Source organism: Arcicella sp. GW821-FHT09D11, from assembly GCF_059416265.1.
Window position 1 is genome coordinate 65,321 of sequence record NZ_JBWKOV010000001.1, and the last position, 16,523, is coordinate 81,843.

Sequence of the window (16,523 nt, forward strand, 5' to 3'; positions counted from 1 at the left end):
ACATTTCATTACCACAATAATTGCTACTATTATATAAGATAACACTCTAAAAAGGGTTTCATCCAATTTTATTTTAAGAATCAATGAAGGTCAAAAATCTTCGTGTGAAACCTGTTTGTTTAAAAATTAGCAAAATCAAAAAATTCAAATCACAATCCTATAATATACATAAACCATAAAGAATGATGTATCAATACTCTTTTCGTTATTTTTTTGTCATGCTTGGCATCGTGTTCACTTTGCTTAGTAGCTGTACTAAAGAAGAGCTGGATATATACAAACGTCCAGAAACATTAGAGCCACCCATTTATCAAACACTCCAAAACAAAGGCAATTTCACCACATTGCTAGGAGTCATTGATAAAAGTGGCTATCAACGTACCCTTAGTAGTGCTGGCTATTGGACATTTTTTGCGCCCAATGATGAAGCCTTCAAAGCTTATTTTGCTACAACAGGCCTTACATTGGCTAGCTTAGATTCTATCAAATCTCGCGAACTTATACAAAACGTTTTAGTTTTTAATGCTTTTGATAAATCTCGTCTGGCCGACTATCAGTCACCTCTAGGCTGGCAAGAATCAAGAGCTTTCAGAAGAAAAACGGCCTTTTATACAGGTTTCTATGATGAAACTACTTTTGAAGGTACTAAACTAAAAGCTGTTTCATTAAACCGCCCTTATAATAACTATATCGTAGGTGATAATAACAACAAGCATATTTCATATTTCATCGACGAATATTTCACAGCCATAGGATTGAGCGCTGCTGACTACAATTACTTCTATCCAACTTCAGCCTATACGGGCTTCAATGTAATGGAAGCGAAGGTAGTGAATGCAGATATTTTTGCTGAAAATGGTATGATTCACGAAATCGATCATGTATTAACACCACAGCCTTCTATCGATGAGTTTCTACGTACTAAGCCTCAATACAGTGTTTTCAGAAACCTGATTGAGAAATACGCTGCAACGTATGCCTTGAATGACCCAATGACTACTAAGTATGCTAACCTAACTGGAAAAGGCGACAAAGTGTATGTCAAAACATTCAACAAACAAGCTAGTAGTGCTAAGTATTTGACTTTCGCTCCTAACTGCGAGAACTTTTTGAAGAATGCAGATAATGATTCTCAGTTAGATATGTGGACGGCCTTTATTCCTACCAATGATGTCCTGACACAGTATATCAATACTGTATTATTAGAAAACTATACTTCGTTGGATGCTATGCCTCCGGGAATTATCATCGACCTTATCAATGCGCATTTGTTCCCGACGACAGTTTGGCCAACGAAATTCAGAAACAGCTTTAATGCTTTGGGCGAAGAAGCTCGTTTTGATGCAGCTAGCAACGTTGTTGAGAAAAAAGTATTGAGTAATGCTTTGTTGTATGGTACTAACAAAGTTCAAGAATCTAACCTTTTCTCGTCGGTTTATTCAAAGGCGTATCTAGACCCTAAATACAGCATCATGACAAGAGTATTGGATATGGACTGGAAAAATACCATCCTTAACCCAAGAGTAAATTATACCTTGTTTATGATTAGCGATGAAGCCTTCAAAGCGGCTGGCTATGATTATGACCCTTCAAAGTTTGTATCAAACGTGGCGAATAGCGAATGGGGATATACCGCACCGGGTACTACTACGCGTACATCTGGTACTTCCATCTTAGCAAACCTTCAAAGAATTGTGGCTACTAGTGTTGTTTACACTCCACAAAATCAATTGAATGATTTATCTGGAAAAGGCGTAATTGATGCAATCAATGGTGAATACATCAAATACGAAAACAACAAAGTAACGTCTACAGGTATTAAAACGGCTCCGTTAAGCATTGTAAAATCTAAAACGGCTTCAAACGGTAAGGTTTATTATACTTCTGGTTTATTGAATTTTGCACCAGCTAATACCATCATTGCTGACCCTATCGGTAAAGACCTTTCTGTATTGGGTGCTACTTCAGATTTACCTTATTATAATTTCTACCAATACCTTAAAAACTCAACGATTTTCACGGCTGCTACATTTGCCATTGCCAATGTAAACGAAGGTAGTTTTTATACATTCTTTGTACCTGACAATGCGGCGATTCAAGCGGCAGTAAACGCTGGTGTTTTACCAGGAACGGGTACGGGAGCTGTAAAAACGCCAGATTTCAACCCTGCTAGTTTGCTTGATAAAAAGAAGGTAGAAGACTTTATCAGTTATCATATCCTAAACAAAAAATCAATTGCACCAGACGGTAAAGAATCGGGAGCGATGGAAACCTTGCTTAAAGATGCTGTAGGCGATCCTGTAAAAGTCACTGTACTCAATAGCGTAGGGGCGATGCAATTGGCAGATGCTACTTCAAAGAAATCTAATGTTCGAGTTGACAAAAGTAACAACCTTTCTAACAGAGCGATGATTCATTTGATTGATGGTTATTTAAAGGCCAACTAGACCCCAAGGGTAAACAACTAGTGGATTTATAGGTCATACAACTCGTTTAAAAAAACTTGCAAATAAGCCAATGAAAATTTTTACCAAATTACTAATAATAACAGGTGTATTGCTATTATGCCAACATTTGTCGATAGCACAAACACCCAATTTACATACTGTTAGAGGTAAGATTATTGACCTCAAAGATAGCTCTGCTGTGATAGGTGCTACAGTAGCTGAGCTTGACCGCGACAACCGTATCATCAAAGGGGTAAGCTCGGATGTGGAAGGTAACTTCGTTATCAGGGTTTCTAATGCCAATAACAGACTCTCGATTTCGAGTATCGGGTACAAAACTCAAAAGATTGATATCAAAGGACGTACTTCGATAAAAATCTGGTTTGAGGCAACTACTTCAGACCTTGACGAAGTAGTAGTTTCAGCTCGTCCGACTGATAATGGTTTGATGTCGGTTTCTGAAAGAAATACGACCATTGCCGTTGCGAAAATTGATGCAAAGGCTGTGGAAGATATGCAGGGAACATCTATTGACCAAATGTTACAAGGTCGTTTATCAGGGGTAGATATTACGGCTGCTTCGGGTGACCCGGGTACAGGTATGCAAATCAGAATCAGGGGTACATCATCAATCAACTCATCTGTTGACCCTATGATTGTAGTAGATGGTATGCCTTATGAAACATCTATTCCGTCTGACTTTAACTTTGGTAGTGCCGATGAAATGGGTTATGCTTCTTTATTGAACTTAGCGCCGTCGGATATTAAAAATATTGCTGTGTTAAAAGATGCTGCTGCTACTGCTATGTGGGGTTCAAGAGCGGCTAATGGTGTAGTTGTAATCAATACTAAAAGAGGTACAGTAGGTACGCCTAAGGTTACTTATACGTTTAAAGGTTCGGTTTCTAAACAACCAAATGCTATTCCAATGCTTTCGGGTGACCAATACTCTATGTTGATTCCTGAAGCTGTCATGAACAGAAACGGTGTGCCATTGAATACACAAACAGTAAAAGAATTCCAGTATGACCCAAATGACCCTTATTGGTACAACAACTATGGACAAAACATTAACTGGGTAGATGCTATTACACAAATTGGTTATTCACAAGATCACAATGTTTCTATTACGGGTGGTGGTGAAAAAGCTAAATACTATGCTTCTACTGGCTATTTTACTCAAAAAGGAACAACAATTGGTACTGGCCTAGACCGTTTGAATACACGTATTAACCTTGACTATAACGTATCAAACAATATTCGTTTCAAAACCGACTTATCGTTTACACACTCGTCAAATGCAAGAAACTATGTTTCAGCATTAACAAGTAATAAAGATTTAATTCGTTCGGTAGCATATAGCAAGATGCCTAACATGAGTATTTTTGAATACAATGACTTAGGAACATTAACAGGTAATTACTTTTCGCCATTAACAAACATTCAGGGTGCTTTCCCGGGTACTTATAACCCTGTTGCAATGGTTGAGTCTGCGAAAAACAATATCATTTCAGAAAGAATTATTCCTCACTTTCAAGTACAATACGATTTAGTACCTGAAAGATGGATAGCTACTTTTGATATTCAGTTTGACATCAATAATAATAAAACAAACTCTTTCTTACCACAAGTTGCTACAGGACAAACATTCACTAGCCCTGCGGTAAACGTTGCTACAGATGGTGATGCTGATGGTTTTGCGGTAACAACAAAAACAAGTTTGATTTACACACCAAAATTGAAAAACACCAAACATGACTTCACAAGTTTGTGGGCATTGAATACATCTGATGTAAAATCTGTTTGGCAAGAAGCTTATGTTACCAACACGGCATCATCTGATTTAACAGATGTTACTAACCCCGCTCGTTTAACTACTTCAAAATTATCATCAGGTGTTTCACAGACTCGTAACATTGGTTTGTTATGGAACATTCACTATGGCTTTTTAGACCGTTATATCTTCGATGTTGGTCTTCGTGGTGATGGTAACTCTCGTTTTGGTCCAGACTATCGTTATGGTTTATTCCCTTCTATTTCAACAAAATGGATTATTTCGGATGAACCTTTCATGAAAAGATTCGATAACTTAATTGAGCACTTAGGCTTAAGAATGAGTTACGGACAAAGTGGTAATGCTCCACGCAAAGACTATTTGTTCTATGGTAAATACAATACTTTAGGATGGTCTTACCTTGGTTCTGCTGGTGTTGTACCACAAACGATGCAGTTGAACAACCTCCGTTGGGAGCGTATCATTGGTAGAAACATTGGTATCAACTTAATTACTCGTAACAGAAAATTAACGATTGATGCTGAATTCTACAAAAACAGTACTAAAGATTTATTCTTTGAAGACCTACAGATTCCAGCATTTACAGGTTTCAACACTGTTCAAATGAACGTGGGTACGATGGAAAACTCAGGTTGGGAATTCAGCTTAAACTTGAATGCTTATAAGACTAAATCATGGTTGGTAGATTTCAACATGAACATTGCTCATAACGTCAACGTAATCCGCGAAATCTCAGATTTATATCCTCGTCAAGGTGGTATTTCAACATTGAATGGTGCTTACATGACTTATATGCAAGTAAACAATCCGTTTGGTTCATTCTATGGCTACCGTTATTTAGGAGTTTATAAAGACAAAGCAGCTACAGTAGCTAGAGGTAAAAGTGGCGAGCCAATCATTACACCAGATGCTCAGTCGGTTTATATGCGTTTCAATTACCCACAAACTGACTACGTGTTCCAACCGGGTGATGCGATGTACGAAGATGTTAACAAAGATGGAAATATCAACTACATGGACTTAGTGTATTTAGGAAACAGTAACCCAGCTTTCACAGGTGGATTCGGAGCAAGTGTTACTTATAAATCTTTCAAATTGACTACCTTCTTCAACTTCCGTAACGATTACGACGTAGTAAATGCTACACGTATGAACACAACCAATATGTATGGTTTTGGAAATCAAAGTACTGAGGTATTGGCTCGTTGGAGAAAAGAAGGCGATGAAACAATGGTGCCACGTGCCTTATATAACACAGGTTATAACTGGTTAGGGTCTAACAGATATGTGGAAGATGCTTCATTCGTACGTTTCAGAACAGCTACAGTAAGCTATACATTCAAGAAAGAGCTTTTGAAAACCTTGAATATTACAGCATTGAGAGCCTATGCAACGGTAGAAAACTTAATGACTTGGACAAACTATAGCGGGCAAGATCCAGAAGTACAGATGCGTGGTAGTGACCCATTCAGAGTAGCGACAGACAACTCGATGACACCAGCACCTAAAACGGTGACCTTTGGTATAGCGGCTACTTTCTAAGCCAACCAAGCATAATCAATACAGATACAACAATTATAGATAAAAATACAATGTTGAAAAAAATATTTTATAACCTGATTTGTGTAAGCTCATTACTGATTGCTAGTTCTTGCGACAGTTGGTTAGCACTGAGCCCACAAGACGGAATCGTGCAGAGCCGATTCTGGCAAAATAAAGAACAAGTGGAGTCTGCAGTAGGTGGTATTTATGCTTCTTTGATAGATGGTTTGCCTGAAAAAATGTTTATTCTGGGCGAAATCAGATCAGACATGGTTACTAGTTCATTCAGAATTACCAGTGCTGAATTAGACATCATGAGTAGTAACATTCTACCAACGAATTACTTAACAGACTGGAGAGATTTCTATCGTATTATCAATTACAGTAATACTGTAGTAGAGTTTGCTCCAACTGTATTAGACAAAGATAAGACTTATACAGAAACAGCTTTAAAAGGGCACGTTGCTGAAGCAAAAGCCATGAGAGCATGGATGTATTTCTATTTAGTAAGATTATACGGAGATGTGCCATTGAAACTGTCGGCAACTAGTAGTGATGATGAGATTGTTCCTTTAGCAAAATCAGGTAAAGATATTATTCTTGCACAGATTGTAAAGGATTTAGAAGAAGCAGAGAAGGATATTCCAAGTACTTATGGCAACAAAGAAAAAGACCATAGTAGAATAACAAAACACATGGTAAACACCCTACAGGCTGATGTGTATTTGTGGATGGAAAAACCAACTGAAGCGTTGGCTGCTACCAATAAAGTAATTGCAAGTGCTAAATTCGGTTTAGTTTCAAGCCCTGAAAGAAGTATATCTTGGTTCAATACCATCAAAGCGGGAAATTCAAACGAAGGTATTTTCGAGTTGGCTCATGGTAGTGATTATGTAATCAGATTTGTAGCGACTACTTATCCTTTCTATGCCATTTTTGGTTCAGGTGCTTCTAGTACTTATAGAAGATACCAATCTACCACTTATGTAACTGAAACACTTTTCACGGAAGACATCATAGACCCTACTAATTATGACACACGTGCTGATGATGCTTCTTTAAGTACAGCTACGGGGGTAATTAGAAAATACGACCGTCTGACAGGTGATACTCCTTTTAACTTTATCGTGTATCGTTATGCAGATGTACTCTTGATGAAAGCTGAAGCTTTAGCCTTGCTTAATAGAGGAACAGAAGCGTTAGCCATTGTTAAGCAAATTCGTCAAAGAGCTTGGGCAATTCCACAAACTGAAAAGTCGCCAGAGCCTACCAATATTGATGGTGTAGGGGGTGTGCTGGAATATATCTTGGATGAACGTGCCAGAGAATTTGCCTTTGAAGGAAAACGTTGGTTTGATGTACTTAGACATGCCAAAAGAAGTAATTATAAGCGTCTTGACTTATTGATTGATTTAACAGCCAGAAGTGTTCCGAGCGAGAGACAACAATCTGCGATTGCTAAAATCAAGGACCCTAATAGTCACTATTTGCCGATTTATCTATATGAACTTCAAACAAATACACTTTTGGTTCAGAATCCATTTTATAAATAACCAGCAAAGGTTATAACAAGATTTTTCAAGATGATTTTGGAGACATTAAAAAAATAAGAAAATGAAAAAGTTAATACAATCGCTCACATTACCATTGCTTAGCCTATTAATAGGGCTAGGTATTATGAGCTGTACGGACGTAAAAATTGTTGAAAGCACCACAGGTGATGCCAACTTATATAGTTACCTCCTGAAATACCCTGAAAAGTATTCAGATTTTGCCAAAGTTATTGACAAGTCTGGCTATAGTGGTTTCTTGGATGCTTACGGAGCTTATACGATGTTTGCTCCTACTAACACTGCCGTGAAAGCTTATTTAACTCAAATTGGCAAAACGACAGACCAACTTACTAAAGAGGAGGCTCAAGGTATCGTGAAAATTCACGTAATCAGAGATACCCTTACTACCAATTCTTTCAAAGATGGTAAATTACCTTTAGTAACGATGTATGGACAATACTTGCTATCAGGAGTAACTAATGGCACAGAGGGTTCAAGCTATACATTAAACCGCCAAGCGAATATCACTGAGTCGAACATCAAAACTGGTAACGGAATGTTGCATATTTTGGATGCAGTATTGAAACCTGCTACTAAAACAATTGCACAATTTGTAGGTGATAATCCAGACTATTCAATCTTTACACAGGCATTGAAAGAAACTGGCTATTATGATTCGCTAAATGTTATTAACGAGAATATCGACAAACGCTTTATGACTTTGGTAGCGGAGTCGAACACCGTATTAGCAAAGGGTGGTTTTACAGATTATGCGAAGCTGAAAGCGAGATATTCGAAGACGGGTAATCCAAAACTTAAAACAGACAGCCTTAATATTTATGTGGCATACCATATCCTAGATGGTGCTAAATATTTGGGGGATATTATTACAGCGACTTCACACATCACAAAGGTATCTACAGAACCTACAGTAGTTAGTTCTAAATTAGAGGGACAAACTGTATTATTGAACGACGATATTTTTAACGGAGTAAGAGAAGTAGGTGTTGAATTATCACGTACACTAAGCGACAACACTGCCACTAATGGTGTAGTACACAGCAGTTTAGGAGACTACAATGTGAAATTACGTTTACCTATCAGAATTGACTGGGACGTTTGCGATTTTCCTGAAATCAAAAAGCTTTCAACATATTATGGTAAAAGAACTTATGCTTTCCCAGTGGGTACTGTATTGAAAGACATCACTTGGGCAAATGCCAGCTTCCCTCCTACTTATGTATATGCGGGTTCTGAAAATGCAGCCAAAAGAGATTACCTACAAGTACCAATGGGTGTACCTAGTAGAAACTTATGGCTTGATATGAAAACGCCAATTATTCCAAAGGGTAAGTATAAAGTATGGATGTGCTACAGACGTCAACGTACATCAAACAGCTTTACAATTACTTGTACAGGGGCTATTGATGGCGAAACGCTTACGCGTCCTTTCTTATTTATCGATCAAGTTCCTTCATTATCTGCTGGAGAATTAGAATCATTAGGTTGGAAAATTTTTATGTCGCCAGGAACAGACATCAATGCGGCAGCACGTTTGCTTGGAACGATTGATATTAAAACGACAGATAGACATACTTTCCGTTTGCAGGCTATCAATGGTACGCACTCGCCAAACAACATCGATATGATTCAGTTCATTCCAATCAACCAGAATCAAATTAGTCCTCGCCATTTACCAGACGGTACTTTAATCAATGAGTAACCGCTTGTATTCCGATGATAGAAACTGGTCAATAAAGAGACTTATATTATAAATATTAAAAGCATTCAAATGAAAATAAGATACTTATACTTTTTACTAATTGCCTTTTGGGGAACAATCCTACTATCGTGTAAGACTTGGGATGACCGCTTAGTATCTGCAAATGATGATTTAGGAAAAACCTTATTTGCTGAAATTAGTGCACAAACTAACTTGAGTAAGTTTAAAGAACTTTTAGAGAAATCGGGGTATAGCAAAGTACTTTCTTCTTCTAAAAACTATACAGTGTGGGCTCCTACCAACGATGCCTTAGCTAGCTTGAGTACTACCATCATCAACGACTCGGTAGCGTTAAAGGCCTTTGTAGGTAATCACATTGCTTTACAGAGTCATATTATGCCTACCACTACCTCCACCGAAACGGTTGGTTTGGTCAATGGTAAATATGTTACTTTCGGGAAGGATGTTTTTGCTACAGCAGCCATTACATCTTCTAACAAGTATGTAGGCAATGGTATATTACATGTTATTGGTTCGGCGGTTTCTGTATTACCTTCTTTATGGGAATATGTCAATAGTACCAAAGCTACTTTTTCTCAAAATGCAGCCATTATCAACCTTACTTCACAGGTATTTAATGCTAGTAAAGCTACGATTGATAGTATTAGCGCAACTACTGGTTTGCCAGTATATCGACCAGGAACAGGTTACGAAACAGTAAACTCTTTCACAAAAGGCGTATATGATTTGAATGATGAGTCGAAAAAATACACCTATTTCCTTTTGGCAAATGATGTATTCAGTCAGGAAGTGACAAAAATTTCTCCTTATTTCAAAACTAGCACAACGGATAGTACTTACCGCAAAGCTGCTTATGAAACCATTAAGGATTTGGCTATTGAAGGAGAATATTCAATCAATCAACTTCCAGCTACGTTAAAATCAAAATTTGATGTAAATCTTACGATTGATAAGTCGGCTATCGTGCAAACGATTAAAGTAAGTAACGGAACGGTATATGTATTGAATAAAATTAGCGTAGCTGTCAACGAGAAGTTTAAGCCAATCATTGTTGAAGGTGAAAATTATGCTAGCAGAATGCCAACAGCATCAAACCTTGCCTCTACTGTAATTGCGACACGTACTTTATTAAATCCATTGACTAATACAACTTCGAAATCAGTTTTTGTGGTTGGGCATGGTAATGCAGGTTTCTGGCTTCGTTATAACTTACCTGAAACACCATCTATTAAATACAGAGTGTACTGGGTAGCGATAAACGATTTGTATGCTTCAAACACAGCAACGGGCGAAACAGCTACTTTTGCGATTAACCAAAAGTTAGCGATGGGCTCGTTGAGTTCAGCAACCTTTGCTTATCCAGCAGCGGCACTGCCAGTGAAGAATTATACAGAACAATTACTCGGTGAGTACACAGTAAGTTCTTATGGTACACTAAGCCTATATTTAGTAGCCAACGGAACCAATGCCATGTCTCTGGATTACATTAAGCTTGTACCAGTTCTTTAGTTTGCTACATAATATTTTGCCAAAAAACGAACGATGATTCTAATGAAGTATTTCATAAAAAATATACAAACATTCCCCAAAACGACTGTCGCTTTAGCATCTTTTTGTGGATTAGTACTGTGCGGCTCGGCTGTACAGGCTCAGGAAACCAAAATTCAGGAAGTAGTTAAAATTCATCCAAAATATAATACCGAAATTTCGGGGGTTATTATCAGTGCATCAACAGGCAAACCTGTGACTGGTGCAAGGGTGTATTATAAAAGCATGACTTCGTCTATTACTGCTGAAGATGGTACATTTAAATTAAGTATTCCTAATCCAATGGTTTCAATTTCTGTTGAATGCCCAGGGTATGAGAGTACTGAGATTGCTGTAGCAAAACGCAGTAAAATCAACATTGTTATTCAAGACCAAACTGGCCTTGAAAAATCATATGTTTTGCCAACAGGAATTTCAATAGGAAAGCGTGTAGTAGGTGCTACAAGTTCATTGCCTGTGCCTGATGCTTGGTCAAAAATTACCGATTCTCCAGATAGCTATTTACAAGGTAGAGTAGCAGGTTTAAACAACACACGCTATTCGGGTACTGCTAACAGCGGAACATTTACTACTTTGCGTGGTTTAAATTCATTGCAAGGTACCAATCGCCCGCTTTATGTAGTTGATAATATCATTTATGATGCTGGCGTATATGGAAGCTCGCTGAATAGTAATTATTTCGATAATCCATTAGGATACATTGATGTAAGAGATATCAGTAACATTACGGTGTTAAAAGATGCCTCCGCAGCAGCATTGTATGGAACGAAGGCGGCGAATGGCGTAATTTTAATTACTACATCAAGAGCGAAAGAATTAGGAACAAAAATTGACTTTGCGATGTATGGCGGGGTAAACATGGCTCCTAAAGATTTGCCTGTTATGAATGTTAATAGCTATAGAAGTTATTTATCAGATATTTTATCTTCGTCAGGCTATTCAAATTCACAGATTGAAAGTTTGCCTTATATGAATGATAACAAGGCTACCAACCCTGACTATTATACTTATCATAACGAAACAGATTGGCAAAAGAAAGTATATGCTAGCAAGCCATTAACCAACATGTATTTGCGTGTAACTGGTGGTGACAACATTGCAAAATATGCTCTTTCAATCAATTATTTGAGCAATAAAAATGGTGTGGTTGGTTCTACGTTAGAAAAATACAGCACACGTTTTAATGCAGACATGAACCTTAGCCGTAAGCTTACTGCTGCTGCCAATTTGAGTTTCTCTTATAACGAAGCCGAAACAAAAGATTTTGGTTTTGCTTCTAAGACCAACCCAATCTATTTATCATTGGTAAAAGCACCATTCTTAACAGATTATAGTGTTTCAAATACGGGTATATTCTCGCCATTTTATGCAGACGAAGATATTTTCTCAGTAGGTAACCCTGCGGTGGCTGCTACAAGTACGATTGGTGGTAACAAAGCATATCGTTTCTTTGGTGTACTTGATTTCCAATTTGCTTTTTCGAGTGCATTAAAAATCGGAACTAACATTGCTGTTACGTTTGATAAAATCAAAGAAAACCGCTTTATACCAAACTATGGTTTAGTAAGCGATACCCTTAAAAACGTATTGGCTCTTAACCAGTTGAGCTCACAAACGAAGCGTTTGTTCAATGTTTCAAACGAAACGTATTTAGCGTTTAACAAGACTTTTAAAAACGTTCATGATTTATCAGGACGCTTAGGAGTACGTTTTATTAATTCAAGAATAGAACAAGACAAAATCTTCGGGTATAACTCAGCTACTGACCAATTAATCAGTGTGGGTAATGGTTCTGTTATTTATAATGATATTCAAGGAGGCATTGGTACATACAACTGGATGAACACTTATTTGAACTTGAATTATGTTTATTCAGACAAATACTTCTTATCATTCAACGTAGCCATGGATGCGTCGTCTCGCTTTGGTAAAAGTGTATCAACCAGCGATGCTATCAGAATTGGCAACACACCATTTGCATTGATGCCTTCGGTTTCTGCGGCTTGGTTGCTTTCGTCTGAACAATTCTTAGCAGATGGTCCTTTCGATTTATTAAAACTTCGTGTATCTACTGGTCGTGTTGGCAATGATGATATCGGTAACTATGCTTCTAAGCAATATTATGTGGGACAAAACTTATTGGGTCTTCAAGGTATTGTACGTGGAAACATTGCTAATCCGAACTTGAAATGGGAAAGCGTTTCAAAATTCAATGCTGGGTTAGATATGAATATTCTTCATGAGCGTGTGAGTTTAAGTGTTGATGTATTTAACAATAAAACAACTGATATGATTGTGGCTGAAAAATTGCCAACAGTAACGGGATTAAGCTATGTAATGACAAACGGTGGAGCGATGAGTACTACAGGAGCAGAAGCTAGTTTGAACATTAAATTATTGAACAAATCAGACTTGAAATGGGATTTTGGTGTTACTATCGCTACATCAAAAACAAAGTTAGATAAGCTTCCGAACGGTAATGCAGACATCATTTCTAACTACGGACAGGCTTCATTCTTGAGCAGAGTAGGTGAAAGTCCAAATGCATTCTATGGTAATGTTTCAAGAGGTGTATATGCTACGGATGCGGCGGCAGCAGCAGACGGTTATATGTCGAGACTGGCAGATGGTTCTTTAAGAGCTTTCAAAGGTGGTGATATAAGATTTGAAGATGTAAATGGCGATAAAATAATCGATGACCAAGACAAAAAGATTATCGGTGACCCAAATCCTGATTTTTATGGTGGTATCAACAACCGTATAATCTATAAAAACTGGACGTTAGATGCCCTTTGTAGCTTTGTATCTGGTAACGAAGTATATAACTATACACGCAGAGTGTTAGAGTCTGGTAATGGTTATTTAAACCAATCGCAAGCAATGGTAACTCGTTGGAGAGGAGAAGGACAAATAACAGATATTCCAAGAGCTACGTATGGTGACCCTGTTCAAAACTCACGTTTCTCGAACAGATGGATTGAAGATGGTTCATATTTTAGATTAAAATCAATTTCAGTTTCTTATAATTTCTCTGTCAACAAAAGTCTTTTGAAGTATTTAACAGTGTATGCTTCGGCAAACAATGTATTAACACTGACAAAATACCTTGGGTATGACCCAGAATTTAGTGCAACAAATGCAGTAGTAGGACAAGGCGTTGATAATGCATTAGAGCCTATCCAAAAATCATTTCACTTAGGCGTTAAAATAGGTTTATAAGATTAAGCTTAACAAGAACCCTCAGTAAACTGAAATTATTAATCGTTAAAATTATCGAAATAAGATGAAATCAATTTTTAGAAAAATAATCATCAATCTAGGTGTACTTTCTTGTGTGTGGATTGGTACTTCCTCGTGTTCAAAGGTATTTGACCTTGATCCTGAAGAAGCCCTAACTACCCAGCAAATGTATCGTGACATCTATGATGCAGATGCTGCCATTATTGGCTTATATGGTAAGTTTTCGAAGCTTGCTAAACAATATGTAGTATTAAACGAACTTCGTGCTGACTTGCTCGATGTTACTGAAAACGCTGATTTATCACTCCGTGAAATCAACAATCACAGTGTTTCTGCTAATAATGCTTATGCTGACCCTCGTCCTTATTATGAGGTGATTCTTAACTGTAACGACATCTTGAAGAATTTCAAGATTATGGTAGAGTCTAACAAAATAAAAAGAACCGAATACAATCAACGTTATGCCGATGTAATAGCCCTGAGAAGTTGGCTTTATTTACAATTGGCAATCCATTTCAATAATGTACCCTACATTACTGAAACGATAGAACAAGTGTCAGACGTTTCGGCGATTGCTAGTAAGCCTTCTATTCCATTAAAAGAAATGGTAAAACAGCTTATTACGGCCATGGAAACGATTCCAAGTGTGTATCTTGACCCTTATACGTTAGATAACACTTTTGTGTCAAACAACGTAGATGGCTACTCTCCTACTACTTTCTTTATTGAAAAACACGTGTTATTAGGTGATTTGTACTTATGGGATAACCAATTTAACAAGGCTGCTACGATGTATAAATATATCATGACGACATCTGACCGTCTTGGTTATGAAGCAACAGACATCAATACTTGGTATCACTTATACAAAATTACACGTGGACAAATATCAAGTGGTATGGGACCAGTAGCGGTAAGTTATGATAGTAATATCAACGACGAAAGTAGATTATTGGATAACAATAGTACTGGCTGGCGTTCACTTTTCGCACGTGACCGTTCGAATACTAACTACAATGGTACTTCTAATACATCATCTATCTCGCGTGACCCTGAATGGTTGTGGTTGTTACCATTTGATAATAAGTTTTTACCTCAAAACCCATTCATTGATCTTTTCTCGAATGTAGGTGGTAGCTATTTATTACAGCCTTCGCAACAAGCACAGGATATGTGGAATTCGCAAACACAAACGAACAATTTCTCATTTGATGCTCGTGGAAGAATGTCGTATAAAATGGTCAATGGTAGACCTGTTGTGTACAAGTATTTGTATAACTATCTTAATCCAAACTTAACGGGTTCGGTACTTACTTTAGTAGGTAAAAGTTTACAAGAAAAGAATGGTCGTTGGTTCTTGAACAGAGCAGCTAACGTACACTTAAAATTTGCTGAAGCAGCCAATCGTGAAGGTCGTAGAAAATTAGCTTTTGCTTTAATGAACAGTGGAGTAGCCGCTACTTATAATGGTACATCTACTGATAAAACCAACTTGATGAATACTTTTGATGTTCCTCCTTATGACTTTGATGCAAGAAACGGTGATGCCCCAGTTCGTTATCGTTCATCATGGCACTTGGCTACGGGAATCAGAGGTAGAGCGATGTTGAAAGACGTAGCAGTAGTTGGTGATAGTACATTATCTATTGAAAATTCTATCTTGGATGAAGGAGCTTTAGAGCTTGCTTTTGAAGGCCACCGTTGGAGCGACCTTTTAAGAGTAGCACTTCGTAGAGATAACCCTGCATTCTTGGCGGATAAAATCTATGATAAATTAAGAAAAGCTAACAACCCTAATGCAGCAGCGATAAGAAGTAAATTGATGAATAAAGACAATTGGTTTTTGCCTTTTAAGATTCAATAGATATATTGAGTCAGAGATTGGTCAACTTTTTAAAAGTTGACCAATCTGATATTGATGAATCTAATAAAATCCATCCGTTCTAGTAGAGCGGATGGATTTTTATTTATTAGTCTTTCCTGACCGCAGTCCCATATCTCTTATATAAAACCAGCGATATGATAGCGGTAACAATAATCAATATCAATAAAGCCATTACTATTTTAACATCCTTGAATATTGAGGTGAGTGTGCTGAATAATAATGATTCAATAAAGAAAATAACCCCTGTGTATATCCACCATGCATTATAAGTAGGTAGGTTTTCGACTTCAATATTTACGGTAAAGTTATCTGAGAAGAAAAGCGTTTTCCATTTAGGGAAATCCCAAAGTAATAATCCGATTGAGGCTATCAATAATAGGAACGTGATATAGACTGTTCCTGCAAAATTCATTGAAAAGGTTATCAGAAAGATATTGGTAATGATACCCAAGAAAATAAGGTTTCCGATGGTAGCAAACCGTTGTGTCATTAATAATAATGCAGCAAGTATTTGTGTAAAACCTAAGAATTGCCAGTAGATACCTGTTTGGTACATGGCTTCAAAGAAGAATCCGATTGGATTAGAAATTGGGATAGTTGTAAAACGGTTTCCCATTAATTTGGTAAGACCAGAGGGGACAAAAGCAAATCCAATGAGATACCTCATCCAAATCACAAAAAATGAAAGGTACTCGTTACGTCGTACACTAAGGTAAAGGTTGTATAGTATATTCACAAAGTTGTGGGAATGGTTTAGTTGAAGATATTC

Annotated in this window: 8 protein-coding genes; 7 read left to right on the forward strand and 1 reads right to left on the reverse strand. The window is 37.3% G+C overall.

Annotated elements, in window-relative coordinates; genetic code table 11:
* The first annotated feature begins 182 nt into the window (after positions 1 to 182).
* The 7 genes from AC07N0_RS00225 (at position 183) to AC07N0_RS00255 (ending at position 15,733) form a co-directional block, all read left to right on the forward strand.
* Positions 183 to 2,447, forward strand: a complete 2,265-nt coding sequence (locus AC07N0_RS00225) for a fasciclin domain-containing protein (protein ID WP_494587670.1) — start codon at positions 183 to 185, stop codon at positions 2,445 to 2,447.
* 70 nt (positions 2,448 to 2,517) lie between these two features.
* The gene (locus AC07N0_RS00230; protein ID WP_494587671.1) at positions 2,518 to 5,784 is read left to right on the forward strand and encodes a SusC/RagA family TonB-linked outer membrane protein; all 3,267 of its coding nucleotides are present in this window, start codon (positions 2,518 to 2,520) and stop codon (positions 5,782 to 5,784) included.
* 50 nt (positions 5,785 to 5,834) lie between these two features.
* Positions 5,835 to 7,337 carry a RagB/SusD family nutrient uptake outer membrane protein gene (locus AC07N0_RS00235; RefSeq protein WP_494587672.1) on the forward strand — a complete coding sequence of 501 codons (1,503 nt, stop codon included), beginning with the start codon at positions 5,835 to 5,837 and terminating at the stop codon, positions 7,335 to 7,337.
* A 61-nt stretch (positions 7,338 to 7,398) separates the two neighbouring features.
* The gene (locus AC07N0_RS00240) at positions 7,399 to 9,060 is read left to right on the forward strand and encodes a fasciclin domain-containing protein (RefSeq protein ID WP_492800222.1); all 1,662 of its coding nucleotides are present in this window, start codon (positions 7,399 to 7,401) and stop codon (positions 9,058 to 9,060) included.
* A 69-nt stretch (positions 9,061 to 9,129) separates the two neighbouring features.
* Positions 9,130 to 10,590 (forward strand): fasciclin domain-containing protein, encoded by a 1,461-nt coding sequence (locus tag AC07N0_RS00245; RefSeq protein ID WP_494587673.1) that lies wholly within the window; start codon positions 9,130 to 9,132, stop codon positions 10,588 to 10,590.
* A 42-nt stretch (positions 10,591 to 10,632) separates the two neighbouring features.
* Entirely contained in the window at positions 10,633 to 13,848 is a 3,216-nt protein-coding gene (locus tag AC07N0_RS00250) for a SusC/RagA family TonB-linked outer membrane protein (protein WP_492800224.1), read from the forward strand.
* A 64-nt stretch (positions 13,849 to 13,912) separates the two neighbouring features.
* A complete protein-coding gene (locus AC07N0_RS00255; RefSeq protein WP_492800225.1) occupies positions 13,913 to 15,733 on the forward strand; it encodes a RagB/SusD family nutrient uptake outer membrane protein in 1,821 nt (606 codons plus the stop codon).
* Positions 15,734 to 15,839: 106 nt separating this feature from the next.
* Here AC07N0_RS00255 and AC07N0_RS00260 read toward each other — a convergent pair whose 3' ends face one another.
* Complete coding sequence (locus AC07N0_RS00260) at positions 15,840 to 16,421, reverse strand: hypothetical protein (protein ID WP_494587674.1); 582 nt, start codon at positions 16,419 to 16,421, stop codon at positions 15,840 to 15,842.
* Positions 16,422 to 16,523: the final 102 nt, after the last annotated feature.